Below are 22,867 nucleotides of genomic sequence, written 5' to 3' on the forward strand. Positions count from 1 at the left end.
ATAACACAGTTTTTGCAGATCGTGCAACTCAGTGCGCACAATTTGCAGCTCACCGTGCAACGCTGGAATTCGGTAAGCCCTTTCGGACAACCTCGGAAGCAAGCTTCCGTTCCTGCGCTGAAAGCCCCGTTTCGCGCCTCGCGTCCCACTCAGGTGGCAACCGCTTTGAGGCCGGCTAAACAGCACTTGCCGCTTCGGCTTCGTTGTTCACACTGTTGTGTGAGCAGCGAAGGGGGCGAACTATAGCATGGTTTTTGGGCTTGTCAAAACGAAGTCATGGGAAACCCGTAAAGTTTTCGCCCCCGCCATGTGGTTCGTACTGCCCTCTCCCGCTGCCCTCGGATGGGCAATTGGGGACAATACCTTTTGCGTTCAAGGACTTGGCCCTGTTTTCACGCCGTCTGCGCAGGGTGTTCCGTTACTTAACGGGCCAAATAATGGCGCGAAAAATAATTTTGATCGCGCGCACCGTAGGTTGGGATGGCGTGGGCAGCGCCTGGATTCCGCATCGCCGGGTGGGCGCCGCGGCGCGTCAGCCCTCTATATAAGTGCCCCGGGCAATTGATATGTCGACGGGCGCGGATCCGGACGGTCTGAGCGGAGCCGGATCCGGTGCAGCGGGATGCGCGGCGCAGCGTGTCCGTCTTCTACTTCTATATACAGGCGGTGCTATTCCGGGAAGGCTTCTATATATAGGGCGAGGATTGACCGGTTGGGCCTAGGGGCCTGGACCCGGTGCCCGGCGCCCGTTGCCCGGCGCCCGTTGCCCGGCGCCCGGCGCCCGGCGCTCCGTCGCACCCGACGCAACGTGTCGTCTCTCTGTAGGCGGCCCAATATAGAGAAAGGGCCTGAGAGTAAGGGCCTAATAGTGAGAAGGGCTTGATAGAGAGAAAGGGCCCACTATAGATAAGGCACCGTGCTAGTAGATAAGACAGCGCGCTAGTAGATAAGGCACCGTGCTGGTAGGTAAGCTGCGCGCTACTAGATAAGGCACCGGGCTGGTAGGTAAGCTGCGCGCTAGTAGATAAGGCGCCGTGCTAGTAGGTAAGGCAGCGCGCTCGTAGATAAGGCACCGCGCTAGTAGGTAAGGCAGCGCGCCGGTAGATAAGGCACCGGACCAGCGGGAGCCCGCATAGGCGCCGTGCGAGCGAGAGCCGGCATCGAAAAGCATCGCGTGAACAACCCGCACCGGCCCGCCTCGGGATCCCGGAGTGCGCCGCCTACCAGAGATGGGGCTCGCGCAGATTGCGCTGACGGCGCAGGGCTTCGCATTCGTTCCAGGCGTTGACCTCCGGCGGCAGGCCCATGTCGCGCAGGAGCCGCGGGTCGAGATCGGCCGCGTTGACAGACGCTACCGGGGCGCCCGCCCACTCGACCACGCGAGCAACTACCGACCGCACCCAGGACGCGATGGACCGCGGCGCCCCCTGCGGGTGAGACACATACGATTCGCTGATAGACATGGCAACGCTCCCGATTAGGTATGCGTTCAGAATATCTATACAGACCTGCCGCGAAAATCGATATATTGTGGCCAATATGGTTAGTAAATCCGACCGTTTTGGCGGCTATACCGTGGCGACAACCCTTGCCTGCCTGGCCGGCGAACGAGGCACCTGCCTTCCTGGGAAGACGAGGTCCTGCTCCTTTGGCGAGCGCTGCCCTCGCCTCCCCACCGAGATGGACACGTGACCTCCGCCGCGTCATGACGACAACCTTTATCGAGCCCTCGCGCCCATGTCGAAAATTCCGTTGAACAGCCTGCCCGTGTTTCGCGCCGTGGCCGAAGGGGGCAATCTGCGCGCGGCCGCCACGGCGCTGCATCTCACACACAGCGCGGTCAGCCAGCAGATCCGTCATCTGGAAACGCGGCTCGGCACGCCGCTGTTCGACCGCGTGGGCCGCGGCATCCAGCTCAACGACGCGGGCCGCGCGTTGCTGGCGCGCGTGGGACCGGCGCTGGCGTTGATCGACGAGGGCACGCGCGCGGCGCAGGAAGCGGCGGCCGGCGCCACGGTGCGACTGAGGGTGAGCGTGTTGCCCTCCTTCGCGCAGCGCTGGCTGCTGCCGCGCATGGCGCGGTGGCGCGAGCGCCATCCGGAGCTCGTGCTGGAGGTCGAGACCTCGCAGCAACTGGCGGATCTTCAGCGGGATGGTTTCCATGCGGCGCTGCGCTACGGGCGGGGCCATTGGCCGGGGCTGGTGAGCGTGGCGCTTTTTCCCGCCCCCATGCCGATGGTGCTGGTGGGCTCGCCAGAGGCCGCGCAGCGTCTGGCGGGCGCCGAACCGGCGCAGTTCGCCCGCGAGCCGCTGCTGGGCGAACAGGGCTTATGGGAAAGTTGGTTTCATGCGGCGGGCGACCCGCGCCGCGTCGTGCCGGTGGCGGTGTTCAACGACGGCGGCATGTTGCTGCAGGCGGTGGAACAAGGCATGGGCATATCGCTGGTGCGCGAGCTGCTCGCGGCGGATGCGCTCGCCGAGGGGCGGCTCGTGCGCCTGTCGCCCCTGTCTATACCGTACGAAGGCGACCAGACCTATCACCTCGTCTATCGGCCGGAGTATGCCGACTGGCCGCCCGTGCAGGCCCTGCGCGCCTGGCTCGAGACCGAGATCACCCGCGCCGCAAGCCAGCTCGACGCGCGCGCGCCGCGTTGACGCGCTCGCCTGCATCCAGAGCAGCACGCGGCGCCGCAGGGCGCGCGGTTGCATGAGCTCGCGCATCAGCACGACGGATTCACGCGTTGAATCCACTCCGGTCAGGCACCCTGCGCGTCAGGACGACGGGACTGACGCCACCTTCCGCGTCAGGGCCACCGGACTTACGCCACCTCACGCGTCAGAACCATGCGATTCACGCATGGCATCCCGTTCCGATTACGCGACCTTGCGCGTCAGGGCCACGGACTCGCGCATGGAATCCGTTTCGTTGAAGCGCTGGTGCCAAGAGAAGGCCTCTTCTAGCAGGTGCGGGGTCTGGCCGCCGCGTTCACAGGCGCGTTCGAAGTAGCTGGAGAGCGCATTGCGATACGAGGGGTGCACGCAGTGCGCGATGATGGCGCGGGCGCGCTCGCGCGGCGCCAGGCCACGCAGGTCGGCCAGGCCGCACTCGGTGACGATCACGTCGACGTCGTGCTCGTTGTGGTCGACGTGGGCCACCATCGGCACGATGCTGGAGATGTCGCCGTTCTTCGCCATGGACTTGGTCACGAAGATGGCCAGGTGCGCGTTGCGCGCGAAGTCGCCGGATCCGCCGATGCCGTTCATCATGTGCGTGCCGCCCACGTGGGTGGAGTTCACGTTGCCATAGATGTCGCATTCGAGCGCGGTATTGATGGCGATCACGCCCAGACGCCGCACGATTTCCGCAGCGTTGCTGATCTCTTGCGGGCGCAGCACGAGGCGCTCGCGGTAGTGATCCAGGTTATTGAGGATGCGCTCGTAGACCGGCGTGGACACGGTGATCGAAGAGGCCGACGCGAACGCCAGCTTGCCCTGGTCGAGCAGCGCGATGGCACTGTCCTGCAGCACCTCGGAATACATCGTCAGTCCGTCGAAGTCGCCTTCGCCGAAGCCATGCAGCACGGCGTTCGCGATGGTGCCGATGCCGGCCTGCAGGGGCAGCAGCGAACGGCTCAGGCGGCCGGCGCTGACCTCCGCACCGAGGAACGAAACGATGTGGCTCGCGATCGCCGCCGTTTCGTCGTCGGGCGGCAAGGCATTGGACGGGCTATCGGGCGCATCGGTGATCACGATGGCCCCGATCTTGGCGGGATCCACCTGGATGCAGGTCGTGCCGATGCGGTCGTGCGGCGCCAGCACCGGAAGCGGTGCGCGCGCGCCGTGCGGCGCAGGCACGTAAATGTCGTGCAGACCTTCGATCGCCGCCGGCACGCCGAGATTCAGCTCGACGATGACCGTGCGGGCCTGCTCGACGAAAGACGCGGAGTTGCCCACCGACATCGTCGGCACGATGCCGCCGTCCTCGGTGATCGCGGCGGCCTCGATGATGGCGACGTCGATCGGCCCGAGATGTCCGGCACGCAGGTGTTCGACCGTTTCGGAGAGATGCTGGTCGACGAACGCGATCTCGCCTTGATTGATCTTGCGGCGCAACGTGGTGTCGACCTGGAACGGCATGCGTCGCGCGAGCACGCCGGCGTTCGCCAGCTGCTTGTCGGTGTCGTGACCCAGCGAGGCGCCGGTGATCAAAGTGATGCTGAGCGGCTCGTGCGCCGCGCGCTCGGCCAGGGCGGCCGGCACGGCCTTGCAGTCGCCGGCGCGGGTGAAGCCGCTCATGCCGACCGTCATGCCGTTGGAAATCAAACGCGCGGCCTCCTGCGCGGTCGTGATGCGCGAGCGCAGGCCCTGATGACGGATACGTTCGATGTCCATTGCGTGTCTCCTGATTCTTGAGCCGCGGCGGGCGGGCCGGATCGGGGAACCAGAAACGACACGTCTCCCGCCGAGGTCCGGACACCTTCTGCCGTGGTGTTTTCCGATGCGCCCGGCCGCCGAAAATGTGGCGGGCAGGCTGCCTGGCCGCAGTATAGGAACGAGCCGAGTCAAATACGCAATGACTTAAAATCATGCAAATCAGTCGGTATTTTCATCAATTGGGTACGCCCCATGGACATCCGCGCCCTGCGCTACTTCGTCGAAACCGTTCGAACCGCCAGCTTCACGCAGGCGGCACGCACGCTGTACGTGACGCAATCGACGGTCAGCAAGATGATCCGGCAGCTCGAGGAAGAGATCGGCACGCCGCTGCTGATCCGCGACGGCCACACGGCCCGCCCCACGGATACGGGACGCGTGGTGTACGAGCGCGGCCTGCATATCTTGGGCGCGATGCGCCAGCTCAACGCCGAAGTGCGCGAGACCGTGGATCTGCGCCGAGGCGAGCTCGAGGTGGGCATTCCGCCGATGATCAATCTGCTGTTCATTCCGGTGGTGCAGGCGTTTCGCGAACGGCACCCCGAGATCCGGCTGCAGCTGCGGGAAGGCACCGGGCAGGCCGTGGAACGGCTGGTCACCGCCAACGAACTGGAGATCGGCGCAACGGTGTTGCCGGTGCAGACGCCGAGTCCGCTCGAGACGCTGCGCTTCGGCAGTTATCCGCTTGCCGTGGTGGGACCGGCGCACGCGTCGTGGGCAGAAGGCAAAGCCCTGCCGCTGTCGGCGCTCAGGAATGAGCCGCTGTTGCTGCCCACCGATGACTTCGCGCTGACCCGCCGCCTGCGTCAGGCCTGCCTGGACGCGGGCTTTACCCCGCAGATCGCGGCGCAGAGCGCGCACTGGGATTTTCTGGCCGCGATGGCGGCCGCCGGCCTGGGCACGGCCATCCTGCCCGAGCCGCTGGTCCAGCGTCTGAAGCCGCGCGGCACCCGCACCGCCCGGATCGCCCGCGGCGGGGTGCAATGGGAGGTCGGACACATCTGGCTGCGCGATCGTTACCTGTCGTACGCCGCTCGGGCCTGGCTCGACACCTGCCGCGAGGTGTTGGGCGTGGCGCCACGCTCCCGCCGCGCCCCCCCCGCCACGCCGCCGGACTGAGCGTCAGGCCCGCCAGGCGCGGCGCCCGCCGGAGCGGCTACGGACCCACGCCGCCCGCCGGACGGCCGTTCACCCATAGAGCGGGCGTGGGCGGCGGCCGGGCACCCGTCAAATTCTGTTGCAAGGCGTTGAACACCCACGGTGTGTCCGGGCTATGCTGCCGCGATCGGGCCGCGCCGCGCGAGGCTTGACCCGCACCCTGATCCGAATTGCCGCGCCCCTCGAGGGGCGCTCCGACATGACATCGACCCCATTCCATCGTTTGCCCGCGGCGGCGCCCTTCGCGACGTCACGGCACCTCTGGCACCTGCTGTTCGTCCTGCTGCTCGCCATGTGCGTGATGGCGCCGGCGGCCGTGCACGCGCAGCCCGCCAGCACCATCGACATCAAGGAAGCCGACGCCAAGCTGACCGCGGCGCGGCAGGACATCGACGGCCTGCGCAAGGGCCTGGACAAGCTCACCGATGATGCCGAGCTGGTACAGCGCCGCGCCGACGCGCTCGACATCCAGAATCGCGCGGAGGGCCTCGCGGAAGCGTTGGCGCCGCAATTGGCCAGCGTGGCCGCCCGGCTCACCGAGCTGGGCAAGCCCACCGAGGGCGGCAAGGAAGCCCCCGATGTCGCGCAGCAGCGCGCCCAGCTCGAGAAGTCCAATCGCGATCTCGATGCGCAGGTGAAGCTGGCCCGACTGTTGTCGGTTGAAGCGGCCCAGACCGCCGAACAGATTTCGGCCATGCGGCGCACGCAGTTCCAGGCGCGCCTGGGCGAGCGGCGCGATTCCTTCGTGTCCTCGTCGTTCTGGTCGGAGCTGCGCGGGGACCTGCCGCGCGATCTCGATCGCATGGCGGATCTGCGCCAGGACGTGGGCGCCATGGTGACCGCCACGCCGGGATGGGGCTGGCTGGTGCTGGCCCTGCTCGCGGTGGCGGTGCTGACCCTGCGTTACTGGTTCGACAAACTGATCGTCCGGTTGACGGCCAGCCGCGTGCCGCCCGGCCGCCTGCGCCGGTCCTTCCTGGCCGTAGCGATCGTGATGCTCTCGATTGCCACGCCGGGCCTGATCGCCGAGTTCTTCAAGATCGGCCTAGTGTGGCGTGCGGAAGTGGGCGACGCGACCCAGAGCCTGCTCGATGGCCTGGTGGCGATGGTGTGTTTTGGCGGTTACGTGACCGGCCTGGGCTACGCACTGCTCTCCCCCGACCGGCCCTCGTGGCGGCTGCCCCCGATTCCGGACGAGGTGGCCCGCGGTCTGCGCTGGGCGCCGGCCATGCTGGGCACCCTCGTCATCATCGTCTGGCTCGCCGAACGGCTGCCGATCCTGCTCAATACCAGCCTGACATCGACGATCGCGCTCAATAGTTTCGTGGTGGCGCTGCTGGGCATTCTGATGCTGTGGACCCTGCTCCGCGCCGAACGTCTGCGCCGCGCGTCGCAGACGACCGAAGAGGGCCAGCCGCCGGCGCCGCGCCCGCTCTGGATCGCGGCGCTCAGCACCGTGGCCTGGGTCGTGCTCGTCTTCAGCCTGCTTGCCATGCTGATCGGCTACGCGGCGCTCGGCAGCTTCGTAATCCGCCAATCCTTCTGGACGCTGGTGGTGCTGACGACGGCGTATCTCGCTTCGGTGCTGATCGAAGACGGCTTTTCGACGCTGCTCGGCTCCAACGCGCAGCCCAAGGACGGTGAGCCCGCCCAATCCCGCATCCGCATCCAGGCGGCGGTGCTGCTCTCGGGCGTGGGCCGGGTGCTCGTGATCATGACCGCGGCGGTGATGCTGCTCGCGCCGTTCGGCGAAGGCCCGGCCGACCTGGCGCACCGGTTCGACCAGCTGCACCGGGGCCTGCAGATCGGCGAGGTGCAATTGCGTCCGGGCGCGCTGGTACAGGCGCTGCTGGTGCTGGCGCTCAGCCTGGTCGCGGTGCGCCTGCTCAAGCGCTGGCTGACCAACCGCTATCTGCCGAGCACCGAGCTCGACCCCGGCATGCAGATTTCGGCCGCCACGCTGTTCGGTTATGCGGGCGTGGTGATCGCGGTGGCGCTGGCGTTGTCGGCGCTGGGCATCGGTCTGGAACGGGTGGCCTGGATCGCCAGTGCGCTGTCGGTCGGTATCGGTTTCGGCCTGCAAGCGGTGGTGCAGAATTTCGTGTCGGGCCTGATCCTGCTGGCGGAACGGCCGGTCAAGGTCGGAGACTGGGTGTCGCTGGGCGGCGTGGAAGGCGACATCCTGCGCATCAATGTGCGCGCGACCGAGATCCAGATGGGGGATCGGTCGACGGTGATCGTGCCGAATTCGGAATTCATTACCAAGACCGTGCGCAACGTCACGCATGCGAACCCGCTCGGCCTGGTGCAGATCAAGCTGCCGATGCCGCTGTCGACGCCGCCCCAGCAGGTCAAGCAGCTGCTGCTGGACGCCTTCGGTGCGCATCAAGATATCCTGAGTGCCCCCGAGCCCAGCGTATTCCTCGACGGCTTCGACGCCGGCCACCTGGTGTTCAAGGCCACGGCCTACGTGAGTTCGCCGCGCCTCGCGTATGGCGTGCGCAGCGCGATTCTGTTCGACGTGCTGCAGCGCCTGTCCGATGCCAAGCTCGAAATGGCGCCGCCAGCGACGATGCTGCTGCGCGACGAGCCGTCGATCGCGCCGGCGCCCATCACGCAGGCCGCCGCCGATCCGCGTACGCCCGAGCCACGCTGAGCCGCGCTGGAGTCGAGCCGCGCGAAGTCGAGCGATGGGTTGGCCCTCAGGCTGCGCCTTCGGTGGGATGCTCGCGCCGCTTCTATCTCGGCGCGGTCAAAAAAAAGACGCCCCCGCAAAGGGGGGCGCGTGGAACGCTGCGTTTGGCCCGCCTCTTTTAGCGCGATCCCGGTGGCGCGGGCGGGCCGCCCGCGTGCCGGCTGCAGACATCGCGCTCAACCCGGCGTGAACAGATCGTCAATGCGCGCACGCGCGGTGTCGGGAATACGTCGAGGCGATTGCGGTGCCAATACCGGGTTGCCCATGGACAGACGCTGTGACGGCACGGCGTACGCCGTCGTCTGCGGCGGTGCGGCCGACGCCGTGTTGGGCGGCGCCACCGCGGCGGCCGCGACCGCTTCGAGGTTGGTGCACAGCCCCTGCGCCGACAGCGCCGCGCGCGTGGCCTTGTCCGTCTGACACAGCATGTCGACGGCGGCGGTCTCGAGCTTGCGCGACTTGTCCTGGTCCCGCGTGGTGGCGGCCGCCTGCATCGTGCGCTCGAAGTTGCGGCGCAGGCTGCAGTTGGAGTCTTCCACGGGCACCGCGAGGTTGATGCCGAAGCCCATGACCGACCCGCCGCCCCCGCCCGACACCATGCAGCTGTCGGTGGAGAACGAGCCGTAAAAGGCCTGACCGGCCACCGGCGGCACGGTACGCAGGGAATCCGACGTCGTGCTGCGGCTGTTGAACGTCACGCCCTGCTGATTGCCGGCTGCGGTCACGCCTGCCGATGCACTCGTGCTCGACGACGCGGTACTGGTCTGCGCCAGGGCGCCACTGGAAACCAGCGCCAGGGATAGAGCGAGAATCATGGTCTTCATGATGTTCTCCTGGATCCGTGCGGCCGGCGGCCGCACGGATCAGCGGTTGGCTTAGCGACGGCCGAAGCTGCTGAAGCCGCCGATCGCGCCCATCTGGAAGGCGCCCTGCGCGGCAGCGCCGGTATCGGTGTTGCCATACGCGCCCGCGCCGTTGGAGATCGAACCGTTCGTCATGCCCGGTGCGTTGCCCCACGTGGAGCCCGAGGTCTTCGTGGTCGAGTACTGCTGGGTGGACGTCGACACGCTGGCGCCGCTGGGGCCGATAGCGCCGGACATGCTGGCCGTGCCGCCGGTGTTGGCCTGGGCGCTCTGGTACGAATGGCCGGTGCCGATGACCTGGCTGGAGGCCACGGCATTGCCTTGCGAGATCGAGCCGACCGAGCCGACCACGGAGCCTTGATAGGCTCCCATGGAACCGCCGAAACCTCCTCCGGCAAAAGCGGGCGCGGCCGCGGCGAACGACAGAACTGCGATGGTTGCGAGCTTCTTCATTTGGATGCCTCCCTGGTGTCCGTGATGCGACGGACCGCGCTTTCCGGACTACCGGTCCGGGCCGGCCCGGTGCTCTTCGCTTTGGCGGGAAGCCGTTGCGTCGAGTGCCGGTGAGGCATAGATTGCGCGGCCCGGCGGATCCGAAGAATCCTGCAAACGGGCTACCGGGACATTCGGTGGAGAACTCGGTCTACCGGAGATCGCACGGAAGGAGGAACGGCGCGCGGGCCCAAACCTGACAGCCAGCTGTAAGCATGAGGCCGCGGCGGGCGGGACTACATCTTTGGCTGGGTACCGAGGTCTGCGCCGCTAGGCTCAGGGAATCAGCGCAGCATCGTCCAAAGGTTGAGGGTGGCCGGGCCGAGAAGCCCGAATCCCGCGGCGAGCAGCAGGACGAACACCATGCGCCTGACCGCGCGCATCGAATCGGCCGAGGCGTAACGGCGCACCAGCCAGGTGAGCCCGACCACGACCGGAAGCGCCTCCAGGCTCAACCACAAGGTGGAGACCTTGAGCGTGCCCTGCCAGGTCACCAGGGAAAGCCGCAATACCGCGTTGAAGGAAAACAGCACAAGCAGGGTGTTGCGGATCACGGCCAGCGGCAGGGGCTGGCGGTACAGGTGATACACCATCGGCGGACCCGCACTCGAGAAGAGACCGCCCAGCACGCCGGAAATCGTGCCGAAGAAAACGAAGGAGCCACGGCCGGACACCCGTTCGAGCGGCTGGGTGCGCAACACGAGCAACATGGCACAGGCCAGAATGGTGAGACCGAGCAGCCACTGCAGCACGATCGTCATGCTGCCGCTGATCCAGTCGAGCGCGAACACGCCGAACGTGACGCCCACCATGCTGCTCAGCAGCGCGGGGCGCAGCAGATTCCAGTCGACCTGCGGCCGGCTGCGCCCCATGGCCACCACGGCGTTGATGAGCGTGAGGATGCTGACGGTGTTCGACACGTCGGGCAGCGGCGCGAGCGCAAACAGGCCCGCGAGCCCCAGCAGCACGAGCCCGAACGCAAAGCCCGTCATGGTCTGGGCGTAGGTGGCGAGCGCGACGAAGACGAGAAACAGGATGTGGTCGGCGAGGCTCATGCGCGGCCCGCCGGCTTGACGCGTTGACGGCCCGCATACAGATTGAGCGCCAGTCCGCCCAGAACCAGGGCGGCCGCCGTGAGCTTCCATGCCTGCAGGGCTTCGGAGAGCAACAGCGCGGACGACAGCATGCCGAACACCGGCACGAGCAGCGCGGTGGGCGCGACCGTGGCGGCCGGATGCCGTGCCAGCAGCCAGTTCCAGGCGCCGAAACCAAACACGGTATTGCCCAGGGCCTGCCACAGCACGGTGCCCCAGCCCGCCCAGCTGGCATGCAGGAGCGCCTGCGCGATCTGCTGCGGCCCTTCGACGCTCAGGCTGATGAGGCTGGTGGGGATGATGGCGAACAGACTGCTCCAGGCCATGAAGGCCGCCGCGTTGACCTTGCCCGCGCGCCGCACGATGGTGTTGGCGCAGGCCCAGCAGAACGCCGCGGCCAGCACCAGCGCCAGGCCGGTGAGCGTGACGGCGGCAGCCGGATCGGCGCCCGTGTGCCAGGCCACCACCCCATAGCCCACCACCGCCAGGATCAGGGCCACGCCCTGCAGCCAGCGCAGGCGCTCGCCCGTGAGCACCATTGCCATCAGGATGGTGAAGAACACCTGCGATTGCACCACCAGCGACGCGAGGCCGGGGGTGATGTCGTGCTGCATGGCCCAATACAGGAGCCCGAACTGACCCGCACCCAGCAGCGTGCCGACCGCCGCGAGCGAGGTCCACGGCACCGCGGGGCGGCGAAACACGAAGATCCACGGCAGCGCCGAAAAGAAGAAGCGCAGCGCCGCGTACAGAAAGGGCGGAAAGTCGGCCAGCCCCCACTTGATGACCACGAAGTTGGTGCCCCAGATGAACACGACGGACAGGGCCAGGAACAAATGACTCAAGGGCATGGCGAGGTCACGAGACACCCTGCGGAGCGCGTCGTGTTCGAGGAAGAAGTTGTGGGCGCAACGAGTGTCGCCGCAAAGAGCAATGAGTGTACCGAGTCGCGGGTGATCGCGCTGACGCGGCGTTCAGCAAGCGGTAAGGCATCGGACGACGGGCCGGTAAAGCCATCCGCCGGTCGTGACTCACGGTAGCACGAAGGGTCAGGCGTCGGCGTCGTACTTGCGCGCGCTGCCGCGAAAGGCGCCGGCGGGATACTTGACGGCGTTCTTGGCCATCTTCTGCTCGACAGCCGCGGCAATATCGACGCCGAGTTTGTCGGCCAGCGCGACCAGATACAGCTGCACGTCGGCGATCTCGTCGATCACCGCGGCGCGCTGCGCGTCGGTGAGCGCGCGGGATTCGGCTTCGGTGAGCCACTGGAACTCGGCCACGAGCTCACCGGCCTCGCCGGCGAGCGCCATGGCGAGATTCTTGGGGCTATGGAATTGCTCCCAATCGCGTTCGGCGGTGAAACGGCGCACCGCAACTCGCATCGCTTGCAGGTCGGACATGATGCCTCCGGGTAATTAAATCGCCAGCCGCTGACGCGCCGCCAGCGCGACGGCCACCGTGGTGTGGACGTCGGCCAGCGCCCGGTGGGTCGGCACGCGCGCCCCGATATGGTCCGCCAGCAGGCCCAGCTTGTGCGAGGGCAGCTCCGGCCACGCGCGCCGCGCGAGCTGCAAGGTGCAGTGCACCGGCGCGTCGAACGCCCGGCCCAGCCGCTCGGCCGTGGCGCGCAGAAAGCGCGTGTCGAACGAGGCGTTGTGAAAGAACACCGGACCGCCCTCGATGAAACTCAGGAACTCGTCGAAGGCCTGCATGACGGGCAGGCCATCGCGATCCACCTCGATCTGCGAAATGCCGGTCAGGCGCGAGATGAAGGACGGGACCGGGCCACCGATGCGTACGACCTGGGAGTACTCGCGCTCGATACGGCCCTCGGCGGACACGGCCACGGCCGCGAACTCGAGAATCTCGCAACTCGCCGCCGACAGTCCGGTGGTTTCCAGGTCGGCGACCCAGAAGGGGCCGCCCAGCGCGGACAGCGCCGCGTTCAACGGGGCGGCGGCCGATCGGGCGGCGGATTTGGCGGCCGATCGGCGGGTCGGGAAGGCGGGCGTACCGGTGCGGCGGAAATAGGTCATGGGCAGCGTGCGAAAGTCGGGACGGCCCGGCACGGCGGGAGGCCGTGCCGGGGCTGCGATTGTACGGGCGGAATTCCGCTGACGCCCCCGGCCTCCTCTATGAGAATGTGGCGCGACCGCCACGTCCGGGCCGCAGGTCTTATATAAGATATAAGACATTTGCTTGCCGGGGCCGCTTGCCTCTACAATCGCTGCCACAAACCCTTCTTCCAACCCGACTTTACGCAGGCTCCTCATGCTGGAAACGTATCGCAAACACGTGGCCGAGCGCGCCGCGCTGGGTATCCCCGCGCTGCCCCTCTCGGCTCAACAAACCGCTGATCTGATCGAATTGCTGAAGAGCCCGCCCGCCGGGGAAGAGCAATTCCTGCTCGACCTGCTGACGCACCGCGTGCCCGCTGGCGTGGACGATGCCGCCAAGGTCAAGGCCTCCCACCTGGCCGCCGTCGCGCTGGGTAAAGAATCGTGTGCACTGATCAGCCGCGCCAAGGCGACCGAACTGCTGGGCACCATGCTCGGCGGCTACAACATTGGCCCGCTGATCGAACTGCTCGACGACGCCGAAGTCGGTACGGTTGCCGCCGAAGCCCTGAAAAAAACCCTGTTGATGTTCGACGCCTTCCACGACGTGAAGGACAAGGCCGACAAGGGCAACGCCAACGCGCGCGCCGTGATGCAGAGCTGGGCCGATGCCGAATGGTTCACCAGCCGTCCCGAAGTGCCGCAGAGCCTGACCATCACGGTCTTCAAGGTGCCTGGCGAGACCAACACCGACGATCTGTCGCCCGCCCCCGACGCCACGACCCGCCCCGACATTCCGATGCACGCGCTCGCGATGCTGAAGAACAAGCGTGAAGGCGCCGCGTTCCAGCCGGAGGAAGACGGCAAGCGCGGCCCGATCAAGTTCATCGAGTCGCTGAAGGACAAGGGCCACCTGGTCGCCTACGTGGGTGACGTGGTCGGCACGGGCTCGTCGCGCAAATCGGCCACCAACTCGGTGCTCTGGTTCACGGGCGAAGACATCCCCTTCGTGCCGAACAAGCGTTTCGGCGGCGTGTGCCTGGGCAGCAAGATCGCCCCCATCTTCTACAACACCATGGAAGATGCCGGCGCCCTGCCGATCGAACTCGACGTCTCCAAGATGGAGATGGGCGACGTGGTCGAGCTGCGCCCGTACGATGGCAAGGCCCTGAAAAACGGCGAAGTCATCGCTGAATTCGAAGTGAAGTCGGACGTGCTGTTCGACGAAGTGCGCGCCGGTGGCCGCATTCCGCTGATCATCGGCCGCGGCCTGACCGCCAAGGCGCGCGAGGCCCTCGGCCTGGCGCCCTCGACCCTGTTCCGCCTGCCCAACAACCCCGTCGACAGCGGCCGCGGTTTCTCGCTGGCGCAGAAGATGGTCGGCCGCGCCTGCGGCCTGCCGGCCGGCCAGGGCATCCGCCCGGGTACCTACTGCGAACCCAAGATGACCTCGGTCGGCAGCCAGGACACGACCGGCCCCATGACCCGCGACGAGCTGAAGGACCTGGCCTGCCTGGGCTTCTCGGCCGACCTCGTCATGCAGTCGTTCTGCCACACCGCCGCCTATCCCAAGCCCGTCGACGTCAAGACGCACCACACGCTGCCGCAGTTCATCAGCACGCGTGGCGGCATCTCGCTGCGCCCGGGCGATGGCGTGATCCACTCGTGGCTCAACCGCATGCTGCTGCCCGACACGGTCGGCACCGGCGGCGACTCGCACACGCGCTTCCCGATCGGGATCTCGTTCCCGGCCGGCTCGGGCCTGGTGGCCTTCGCCGCCGCCACGGGCGTGATGCCGCTGGACATGCCGGAATCGGTGCTGGTGCGCTTCAAGGGCAAGATGCAGCCCGGCGTCACCCTGCGTGACCTGGTCAATGCCATCCCGCTCTACGCGATCAAGCAAGACATGCTGACCGTGGCCAAGCAAGGCAAGAAGAACATCTTCTCGGGCCGCATTCTGGAAATCGAAGGTCTGCCCGACCTGAAGGTCGAACAGGCGTTCGAGCTGTCCGATGCTTCCGCCGAGCGTTCGGCCGCCGGTTGCACGGTGCACCTGAACAAAGAACCGATCATCGAGTACATCAACAGCAACATCGTGATGCTGAAGTGGATGATCGCCAACGGCTACGAAGACGAGCGCTCGCTGGCTCGCCGCATCAAGGCCATGGAAGCCTGGCTGGCCGACCCGCAACTGCTCCAGCCCGACGCCGACGCCGAGTATGCCGCCGTGATCGAGATCGATCTGGCCGACATCCATGAGCCGATCGTGGCCTGCCCGAACGACCCCGACGACGTGAAGACGCTGTCGGACGTGGCCGGCGCGAAGATCGACGAAGTGTTCATCGGCAGCTGCATGACCAACATCGGCCACTTCCGTGCCGCCTCCAAGCTGCTCGAAGGCAAGCGCGACATCCCCGTCAAGCTGTGGGTCGCTCCGCCGACCAAGATGGACGCCGCGCAACTGACCGAAGAAGGTCACTACGGCGTGTTCGGCACGGCCGGTGCCCGCACCGAAATGCCGGGCTGCTCGCTGTGCATGGGCAACCAGGCCCAGGTGCGCGAAGGCGCGACCGTGATGTCGACCAGCACCCGCAACTTCCCGAACCGCCTGGGCAAGAACACCAACGTGTACCTGGGTTCGGCCGAGCTGGCCGCCATCTGCTCGCGTCTGGGTCGCATCCCGACCAAGGACGAGTACATGGCCGATATGGGCGTCATCACCAAGAGCGGCGACCAGATCTATCAGTACCTGAACTTCGACAAGATCGCCGACTACAAGGATGTGGCCGACGTGATCGAAGTGTAAGACCGCAACGTGCGCCGGCCTGGCCGGCACACCACGCGACAAAGCCCCGCGGTGCGAGCCGCGGGGCTTTGTTTTGGGCGCACGGTCCGCGCGCTCGGCGGCGGCAATGAAAAAGCCCCTCGCAACGCACAGGCGCGAGGGGCTCTTGACGCATCAGGCCGGAATCAGAATTCCATCGAGGCCGTCAGCGAGAAGGTGCGGGGGCCGCCCAGATTCAGGTAGCCGTTGCCGGGATAACCCCCGACCGACGACCAGTAGTCGCGGTTGGCGATGTTCTCGACACGCGCGCGCCAGGTCACCAGATGACCGCCGATGTCGGTCATGTAGCGCACGCCGGCGTCGAAGCGCGTCCAGCCGGGCACCTTGAGCGTGTTGGCCGCATTCGCGTAGCTCGAGCCGGTGTAGACCACGCGGCCGTCGACGGTTAGGCCCTGCACGCCGGGGATGTCCCATTCGACGCCGAGGTTGGCCTGGTATTCCGGCACGCCGATCACGCGCTTGCCGTCGGTGGTGTCGCTGCCGGTGTTGCGCTGCTTGGCATCGAGCCAGGTCAGGCCGCCCAGCACGCGCACGCTGCGCGTGACTTCGCCGTAGGTGGTGAGTTCGATGCCTTGGTGACGATCCTTGCCCGAGGCCGTGAAGGTGTTCTGCTCGTTCACGAAAGCACGCGGCTTGTCGGTGGAGAAGAACGCCAGGCCGCCGCCTAGACCGTCGCGCTCGACCTTGACGCCCACTTCTTTCTGCTTGGAGACGTACGGCGACAGCATCTCGCCGCCGTTGGTGACGGGCGCGCTGTTGCTGGTGAGCGGCGCGGTGTCGCCCTGGACCAGGCCTTCGATGTAGTTCGCGTACAGCGACACCTCGGGCGTCAAGCGGAACACGATGCCCGCGGCCGGCGAGTTGCGGCTCTTTTCGTAGGCGTTGCCGCCCACGCCAGTGTTGTAGGCGTACTCACGGGTGTAGAGCCGCTGGTGACGCACGCCGGCCGTCACCATCACACGGTCGTCCCAGAACGACAGCGTGTCGCCCAGCGCGTAGCTGGTCAGTCGCGTCACGCCCTGCTTCGCGGGATCGTCCATGTCGTTGCCGCGGAACGCCGAGGCGAGCGGCGTGGGCTTGCCGTAGCTGACCGGATCGTAGAGGTTGGTCTGGAACCGGTTGGAGAAGTCCATCACATAGGCGTTCTTCTTTTCCAGATCGAAGTGCGAGGCCGACACGACGAACTCGTGCTTGACCGGGCCGGTCACGGCCTTGGCGCGCAGGCCGATCTCACCGGTGTTGACGGTGTCCTTGCGGGCGTTGTCGAAACGGTAGAAGTTGCCGTCGCCGGTGCTGCCGTTGGTCACGGTCACGTTGGCCAGCGAGTTTTCTTCCTTGCTGTGGCGCATGCCATAGGCGGCCCAGCCGGTGATGTTGTCGTTGAAGTCGTATTCGCCGCGCACCGAGCCGAACACGTCGCGCTCGTTGGAGTAGGTCCAGTCCTGTGCGTAGTTCTTGCGTGCATCCGGGGCCGAGGGCACCGAGGTCACGCCCGGGCCGAGCGTGACGTTCGGACGCGTGCGCTTGAGGCGGTTGTCCTGGTAGCCGATGTCTGCCGACACGCGGGCGCGATCGCCGCGCCAGTCCAGGCCCAGGAACACGGCCGTGTTGCGGCTGCGCTCGTCATCGATGGCGCCTTCGCCGCCGCGCTGCGCGACGTTCAGGCGCACGCCGAAGCTGTCGTCGGGACCGAAGCGGCGCGCCACGTCGGCGGATGCCTCGAGCATGCTGTCGGTGCCGTAGCCCACGGTGAAGCGATTGAGCGGCTCGTTCGGCGCGCGCTTGGGCACCAGGTTGATCACGCCACCAATGCCGCCGCCGCCAGGCGCGGCGCCCGTCAGGAACGCCGACGCGCCGCGCAGCACTTCGACGCGCTCGAACAGCTGCGTCGAGATGTATTGGCGCGGCAGCAGGCCGTAGAGGCCGTTGTACGCGATGTCGTCCGAGCCCAGGATGAAGCCACGGATGAAGTAGGACTCCTGGAAGTTGCCGAAGCCGCGCGCCACGCGCACGCCCGGGTCGTTCTGCAGCACATCGCCCACGCCGTGCGCCTGCTTGTCCTGGATCAGCTCGTTGGTATAGGACGTGATCGAGAACGGCGTTTCGAGGTTGCTGCGGGTGCCGAGGATACCCACGCGCGAGCCGGTGGCGACCTGGCCGCCGGCGAACGGGGCGGCCAGACCGCCCGCGGAGGCGTCGGCGCTCGCCTCGACCTTGACGGTGTCGAGCGTGACGGTGCTGTCCTGTGCGGACGTGGCGGTCTGGGCGAGCGCGCTCGCCACATACCAGGGCAGCACGGCGGCCAGCCACGCGAGATTCTGTTTTCTCATGCTTGATAAATTCCCGTGGACGCGGCAACCGGGACGGGCCACGTCGTTGTTTTTTTTGCGAAATGCCGCGCCCGGGGCGGGCGCGCGATCGCTGCAATGACTGCGCGGTGATGGGGCTCGAAGCCCCTGACCGCATTGCTCGCCACACAGCGAGACGAGCCCGCATTTTAGCGATCAGGAATCATTATCATTTTTGTAACGGCCAAAAAAAGCCGCGCCCGTTGCAACAAAACCACGGCTTACCGCTCTCTGAAAGGCAGAAACCTCGTTTCGGGGCCGGACGACGCAATAAATTATCGGACCCGCGTCTGGCGTAACGATTGGTTTCTCTGCTTGTAGAATGCAGGTGGGACGCGGCGATGCGTCCCCCTGCCCCACACCACGTCAAGGAACGCCATGCGAGCCCGTATGCCGACGCTGGTGGCGGTGCTCGCCCTGTCCGGGTGCGCGTCGACCGCCCCGCCCGCCAATCCCGAGAACATCTGCGCCATCTTCCGGGAGAAGCCCGATTGGCACAGCGCCGCCTTGCGCGTGCAGAAGAAGTGGGGCGCGCCGGTCCACGTGCCGATCGCGATGATGTATCAGGAGTCGAGCTTCAAGCATGACGCCCTGCCCCCGCGCTATTACTTCCTCGGCTTCATTCCGTGGGGCCGGGTCAGCAGCGCGTATGGCTATGCGCAAGCCAAGGACGAGACCTGGGCCGATTACAAGCGCGACGCGGGCGGGTGGACGTCGAGCCGCAGCAACTTCGACGATGCCCTGGACTTCATGGGCTGGTACATGAGCAAGACCCAGCGCATCAATGGCATCTCCAAATGGGACGCCTACGGCCAGTACCTCAACTATCACGAGGGCTGGACCGGCTATCGCAATCGCAGCTACGAACGCAAGGCCTGGCTGATGCGCGTGTCGCAGCAGGTGCAGGCGCGCGCCGAGCGGTTCGGCGCGCAGTACCGCCAGTGCGAAGGCGAGCTGACGCGGGGCGGCTGGCTCTTCTGAGCGCGCAGGCCCGCGCCGCGCGGCCGCTCAGGTGCGATAGGACGGATCCAGGCGGTCGGCCAGGCGCAGCAGCGCGGGCCATTCCATCTGGCCGTAGGGGCGGCGGGTGCCCGGCTGGTATTGCTTCCAGGTGCCTTCCTGCACCTCGGCTGACAGCGCCGTGATCGGCGTGTTGCAGGCCATGGCGGCGAGCTGGGCCCGGCACGAAACCTCGAGGCGGTGCATCCAGTTGAAGGCCTCGCCGATCGTGCGGCCCACCGTGAGCAGACCGTGATTGCGCAGGATCAGCGCTTCGCCCTGCCCCAGATCGGCCACCAGCGAGGCCTGCTCGCGCGTGTCGAGCACCACACCCTCGTAGTCGTGATAGCCGATGCGCAGAAAGCGCAGCGCGGTCTGGGTCATGGGGAGCAGCCCGCATTCGAGCGACGACAGCGCCATGCCGGCCCAGGTGTGCGTGTGGATCACGCAATCGACCTCCGGCCGCGCGTGATGCACCGCCGAGTGAATGACGAAACCGGCCTTGTTCACGCCGTAGCGCAGTTCGCCGAAGTCGGGCGCCGATAGCACATTGCCGTCATGGTCGATCTTGATGAGGCTGGACGCCGTGATTTCTTCGTACAGCAGGCCATAGGCATTGATCAGGAATGCCCCTTGCTCGCCCGGCACGCGCAGGGAAATGTGATTGGCGATCATGTCGGACATGCCGTAATGCGCCACCAGCCGATAGCAGGCCGCGAGATCGATGCGCGCCTGCCACTCGGCCGGCGTGCAGCGATCCTGCATGGACGGAATCTGGAGTTCGTGCGCAAGGCGTTGCTCGGCCATTCTGAGGACCTCGATGTGTCAGGAGAGTGACCCATCGTAGGCAGGGTGGCGCGCGCGTGGCATGACGGATTTCGAACGCCGCGTTTCCTGCCTGCCGCAACCGGACAAGCCGGATGTCAGAGATTCTTGGTACAAATGGGGGCGTAGCCCTGACGACACGCGCGCCGGAACTTTGACGCGGGCTTTAAGTCTTATATAAGATATAAGACATCCGCCGCTGCGCAGGCCGCACGTCGATGACAAACGCGGGGAAACGCCAGAAAATGGCGGATTCTCGCGGTCAAACCCCATGGAGTCCATCATGCCGCACAACACGCTCGACACGCTCAAGACCTTCAAGATTGGCAAGAAACCCTGTCAGTTCTACTCGTTGCCGGCGCTGGGCCAATCGCTCGGCATCGACGTGCAGCGCCTGCCGGTGTCGATCCGCATCGTGCTGGAATCGGTGCTGCGCAATTGCGATGGCAAGAAGGTCACCGAAGAACACGTGCGCCAGTTGGCCAACTGGCAGCCCAACGCCCGCCGTGAAGACGAGATTCCCTTCGTGGTCGCGCGCGTGGTCCTGCAGGATTTCACCGGCGTGCCGCTGTTGGCCGACATCGCCGCCATGCGGTCGGTGGCCGACAAGATGGGCAAGAATCCCAAGAGCATCGAGCCGCTGGTGCCGGTCGATCTGGTCGTCGACCACTCGGTGATGATCGATTACTTCGGCACGAAGAACGCGCTCGACCTCAACATGAAGCTGGAATTCCAGCGCAACCGTGAACGCTATCAGTTCATGAAGTGGGGCATGCAGGCCTTCGATACCTTCGGCGTGGTGCCTCCGGGCTTCGGCATCGTCCACCAGGTCAATCTCGAGTACCTGGCCCGCGGCGTGCACTTCGACAAGAAGAACGAGGTCTACTATCCCGATTCGCTGGTGGGCACCGACAGCCACACCACGATGATCAACGGTATCGGCGTGGTGGGCTGGGGCGTGGGCGGCATCGAAGCCGAGGCCGGCATGCTGGGCCAGCCGGTGTATTTCCTGACCCCGGACGTCGTGGGCGTCGAGCTCAAGGGCCAGCTGCGCGGCGGCGTGACCGCCACCGACCTCGTGCTCACGATCACCGAACTGCTGCGCCGTGAGAAGGTCGTGGGCAAGTTCGTCGAGTTCTGTGGCGAAGGCACCGCGAGCCTGTCCGTGACCGACCGCGCCACCATCGGCAACATGGCGCCCGAGTATGGCGCGACCATGGGCTTCTTCCCGGTCGACGAGCGCACCATCGACTACTTCGAAGGCACCGGCCGCACGCCCGAAGAGATCGCCGCGTTCGAAGCCTATTTCAAGGCGCAGAAGATGTTCGGCGTGCCCGATGCACGCGACATCAACTACACCAAGCTGCTCACGCTCGACCTCGGCACCGTGGCGCCGTCGCTGGCCGGCCCGAAGCGTCCGCAAGACCGCATCGAGATCGGCAACGTCAAGAACACCTTCATCGACCTGTATTCCAAACCGACCTCCGAAAACGGCTTCAACCAGCCGGCCGAGAAGCTGAACGAGGTGTTCACCACCAGCGCCGGGACGCGCATCAAGAACGGCGACATCCTGATCGCCGCCATCACGTCGTGCACCAACACGTCCAACCCCAGCGTGCTGCTGGCGGCGGGCCTGCTGGCCAAGAAGGCGGTCGAAGCCGGTCTGAAGGTGCCCAAGCACATCAAGACCTCGCTCGCCCCCGGCTCGCGCGTGGTGACCGAATACCTGACCAAGACGGGCCTCCTGCCCTACCTCGAGAAGCTCGGCTTCGACGTGGCCGCCTACGGCTGCACCACCTGCATCGGCAACGCCGGCGACCTCACGCCCGACCTGAACGAGGCGATCGTGAACAACGACCTGGTGTGCTCGGCCGTGCTGTCGGGCAACCGCAACTTCGAGGCGCGCATCCACCCGAACATCAAGGCCAACTTCCTGGCCTCGCCCCCGCTGGTCGTGGCGTACGCGCTGGCCGGCACGGTTACCCGCGACCTCATGACCGAACCGGTGGGCAAGGGCAAGAACGGCGACGTGTGGCTCGGCGATATCTGGCCGTCGAACGAAGAGATCGACGCGCTGGTCAAGTTCGCCATGAACCCCGACGCCTTCAAGGCCAACTACAGCCAGGTCAAGAGCAACCCGGGCAAGCTCTGGGAAAACATCAAGGGCGTGGCCGGCGAGACCTACAACTGGCCCGACTCCACCTACATCGCCGAGCCGCCGTTCTTCGACGACTTCGGCATGACCCCGGGCACGATTCCCGTCGTGAAGGGCGCGCGCGCGCTGGGCGTGTTCGGCGACTCGGTCACCACCGACCACATCTCGCCCGCGGGCTCGATCAAGGAAACCTCGCCCGCCGGCAAGTGGCTCAAGGAAAACGGCGTGATGAAGGCCGATTTCAACAGCTACGGCTCGCGCCGCGGCAATCACGAGATCATGATGCGCGGCACCTTCGCCAACGTGCGCATCAAGAACCTGATGATTCCCCCGCGTCCGGACGGCAGCCGCTTCGAAGGCGGCGAGACGCTGTTCCAGCCCACCGGCGAACAGATGTCGATCTACGACGCGGCCATGAAGTATGTGGCCGAAGGCACCCCGTCGGTCGTGTTCGGCGGCGAGGAATACGGCACGGGCTCCTCGCGCGACTGGGCCGCCAAGGGCACCCAGCTGCTGGGGGTGAAGGCCGTGATCACGCGCAGCTTCGAACGCATCCACCGTAGCAACCTGGTGGGCATGGGCGTGCTGCCGCTGCAGTTCAAGGGCGATGACAGCGTGCAGACCCTGGGGATCACCGGTGAAGAAACCTACGATATCTCGGGCCTGGAACACGGCATCAAGCCGATGCAGGACGTCACGCTGACCATCCACCGCAAGGACGGCACCTCGCAGGATGTGACGGTGCTGCTGCGCATCGATACGCCGATCGAGGTGGATTACTACCTCCACGGCGGCATCCTGCCCTTCGTGCTGCGTCAGCTGCTCGCCGCCTGATCCCGGCAAGCAAGCCCAACGAATAAACCCGCGTGGCCTGCCGGCCGCGCGGGTTTTTTCTTGCCTCG

Annotated in this window: 16 protein-coding genes; 6 read left to right on the forward strand and 10 right to left on the reverse strand. The window is 66.3% G+C overall.

What is annotated here, in order from left to right:
- Positions 1-1,220: 1,220 nt before the first annotated feature.
- Positions 1,221-1,463 (reverse strand): hypothetical protein, encoded by a 243-nt coding sequence (locus CEK29_RS23725; protein WP_141218357.1) that lies wholly within the window; start codon positions 1,461-1,463, stop codon positions 1,221-1,223.
- Between the two features lie 274 nt (positions 1,464-1,737).
- Here CEK29_RS23725 and CEK29_RS16440 point away from each other — a divergent pair, with 274 nt between their 5' ends.
- Positions 1,738-2,655 carry a LysR substrate-binding domain-containing protein gene (locus CEK29_RS16440; protein WP_094802241.1) on the forward strand — a complete coding sequence of 306 codons (918 nt, stop codon included), beginning with the start codon at positions 1,738-1,740 and terminating at the stop codon, positions 2,653-2,655.
- A gap of 219 nt (positions 2,656-2,874) precedes the next feature.
- Here CEK29_RS16440 and CEK29_RS16445 read toward each other — a convergent pair whose 3' ends face one another.
- Positions 2,875-4,392, reverse strand: a complete 1,518-nt coding sequence (locus CEK29_RS16445; RefSeq protein ID WP_094858731.1) for an acetyl-CoA hydrolase/transferase family protein — start codon at positions 4,390-4,392, stop codon at positions 2,875-2,877.
- A gap of 234 nt (positions 4,393-4,626) precedes the next feature.
- Between CEK29_RS16445 and CEK29_RS16450 the strand changes: the two genes are divergently transcribed.
- Entirely contained in the window at positions 4,627-5,553 is a 927-nt protein-coding gene (locus CEK29_RS16450) for a LysR family transcriptional regulator (RefSeq protein WP_094858732.1), read from the forward strand.
- 331 nt (positions 5,554-5,884) lie between these two features.
- Positions 5,885-8,248, forward strand: coding sequence for a DUF3772 domain-containing protein (locus CEK29_RS16455; RefSeq protein WP_440588336.1), 2,364 nt, complete (start codon positions 5,885-5,887; stop codon positions 8,246-8,248).
- A gap of 215 nt (positions 8,249-8,463) precedes the next feature.
- Here the strand turns inward: CEK29_RS16455 and CEK29_RS16460 are convergent, their stop codons facing one another.
- The 6 genes from CEK29_RS16460 to CEK29_RS16485 form a co-directional block, all read right to left on the reverse strand.
- Positions 8,464-9,111: a hypothetical protein gene (locus CEK29_RS16460; RefSeq protein WP_255176175.1), complete on the reverse strand. Its 648-nt coding sequence runs from the start codon at positions 9,109-9,111 to the stop codon at positions 8,464-8,466.
- A gap of 51 nt (positions 9,112-9,162) precedes the next feature.
- Positions 9,163-9,603: a hypothetical protein gene (locus CEK29_RS16465; RefSeq protein ID WP_094802247.1), complete on the reverse strand. Its 441-nt coding sequence runs from the start codon at positions 9,601-9,603 to the stop codon at positions 9,163-9,165.
- 323 nt (positions 9,604-9,926) lie between these two features.
- Positions 9,927-10,697 (reverse strand): sulfite exporter TauE/SafE family protein, encoded by a 771-nt coding sequence (locus tag CEK29_RS16470; protein ID WP_094858733.1) that lies wholly within the window; start codon positions 10,695-10,697, stop codon positions 9,927-9,929.
- On the reverse strand, positions 10,694-11,587 hold the full coding sequence (locus tag CEK29_RS16475) for an EamA family transporter (RefSeq protein WP_094858734.1): 894 nt from the start codon (positions 11,585-11,587) through the stop codon (positions 10,694-10,696). The genes CEK29_RS16470 and CEK29_RS16475 overlap by 4 nt, the downstream gene beginning before the upstream one ends.
- A 198-nt stretch (positions 11,588-11,785) precedes the next feature.
- Positions 11,786-12,136 carry a nucleotide pyrophosphohydrolase gene (locus CEK29_RS16480; protein WP_094858735.1) on the reverse strand — a complete coding sequence of 117 codons (351 nt, stop codon included), beginning with the start codon at positions 12,134-12,136 and terminating at the stop codon, positions 11,786-11,788.
- Between the two features lie 15 nt (positions 12,137-12,151).
- On the reverse strand, positions 12,152-12,772 hold the full coding sequence (locus CEK29_RS16485) for a 3'-5' exonuclease (RefSeq protein WP_094858932.1): 621 nt from the start codon (positions 12,770-12,772) through the stop codon (positions 12,152-12,154).
- 235 nt (positions 12,773-13,007) lie between these two features.
- Between CEK29_RS16485 and acnB the strand changes: the two genes are divergently transcribed.
- On the forward strand, positions 13,008-15,599 hold the full coding sequence (gene acnB, locus CEK29_RS16490) for a bifunctional aconitate hydratase 2/2-methylisocitrate dehydratase (protein WP_094858736.1): 2,592 nt from the start codon (positions 13,008-13,010) through the stop codon (positions 15,597-15,599).
- A gap of 164 nt (positions 15,600-15,763) precedes the next feature.
- Here acnB and CEK29_RS16495 read toward each other — a convergent pair whose 3' ends face one another.
- Positions 15,764-17,968, reverse strand: coding sequence for a TonB-dependent receptor (locus CEK29_RS16495; RefSeq protein WP_094858737.1), 2,205 nt, complete (start codon positions 17,966-17,968; stop codon positions 15,764-15,766).
- Between the two features lie 396 nt (positions 17,969-18,364).
- Between CEK29_RS16495 and CEK29_RS16500 the strand changes: the two genes are divergently transcribed.
- A complete protein-coding gene (locus CEK29_RS16500) occupies positions 18,365-18,967 on the forward strand; it encodes a transglycosylase SLT domain-containing protein (protein WP_094858738.1) in 603 nt (200 codons plus the stop codon).
- A gap of 27 nt (positions 18,968-18,994) precedes the next feature.
- Here the strand turns inward: CEK29_RS16500 and CEK29_RS16505 are convergent, their stop codons facing one another.
- Complete coding sequence (locus CEK29_RS16505; RefSeq protein ID WP_094802263.1) at positions 18,995-19,792, reverse strand: class II aldolase/adducin family protein; 798 nt, start codon at positions 19,790-19,792, stop codon at positions 18,995-18,997.
- 301 nt (positions 19,793-20,093) lie between these two features.
- On the opposite strand from CEK29_RS16505, the gene acnA reads away from it, so the two are divergent.
- On the forward strand, positions 20,094-22,799 hold the full coding sequence (gene acnA, locus CEK29_RS16510) for an aconitate hydratase AcnA (RefSeq protein ID WP_094858933.1): 2,706 nt from the start codon (positions 20,094-20,096) through the stop codon (positions 22,797-22,799).
- Positions 22,800-22,867: the final 68 nt, after the last annotated feature.

It is taken from the genome of Bordetella genomosp. 5 (genome assembly GCF_002261475.1).
In the GTDB taxonomy this organism is placed as follows: Bacteria; Pseudomonadota; Gammaproteobacteria; order Burkholderiales; family Burkholderiaceae_B; genus Bordetella.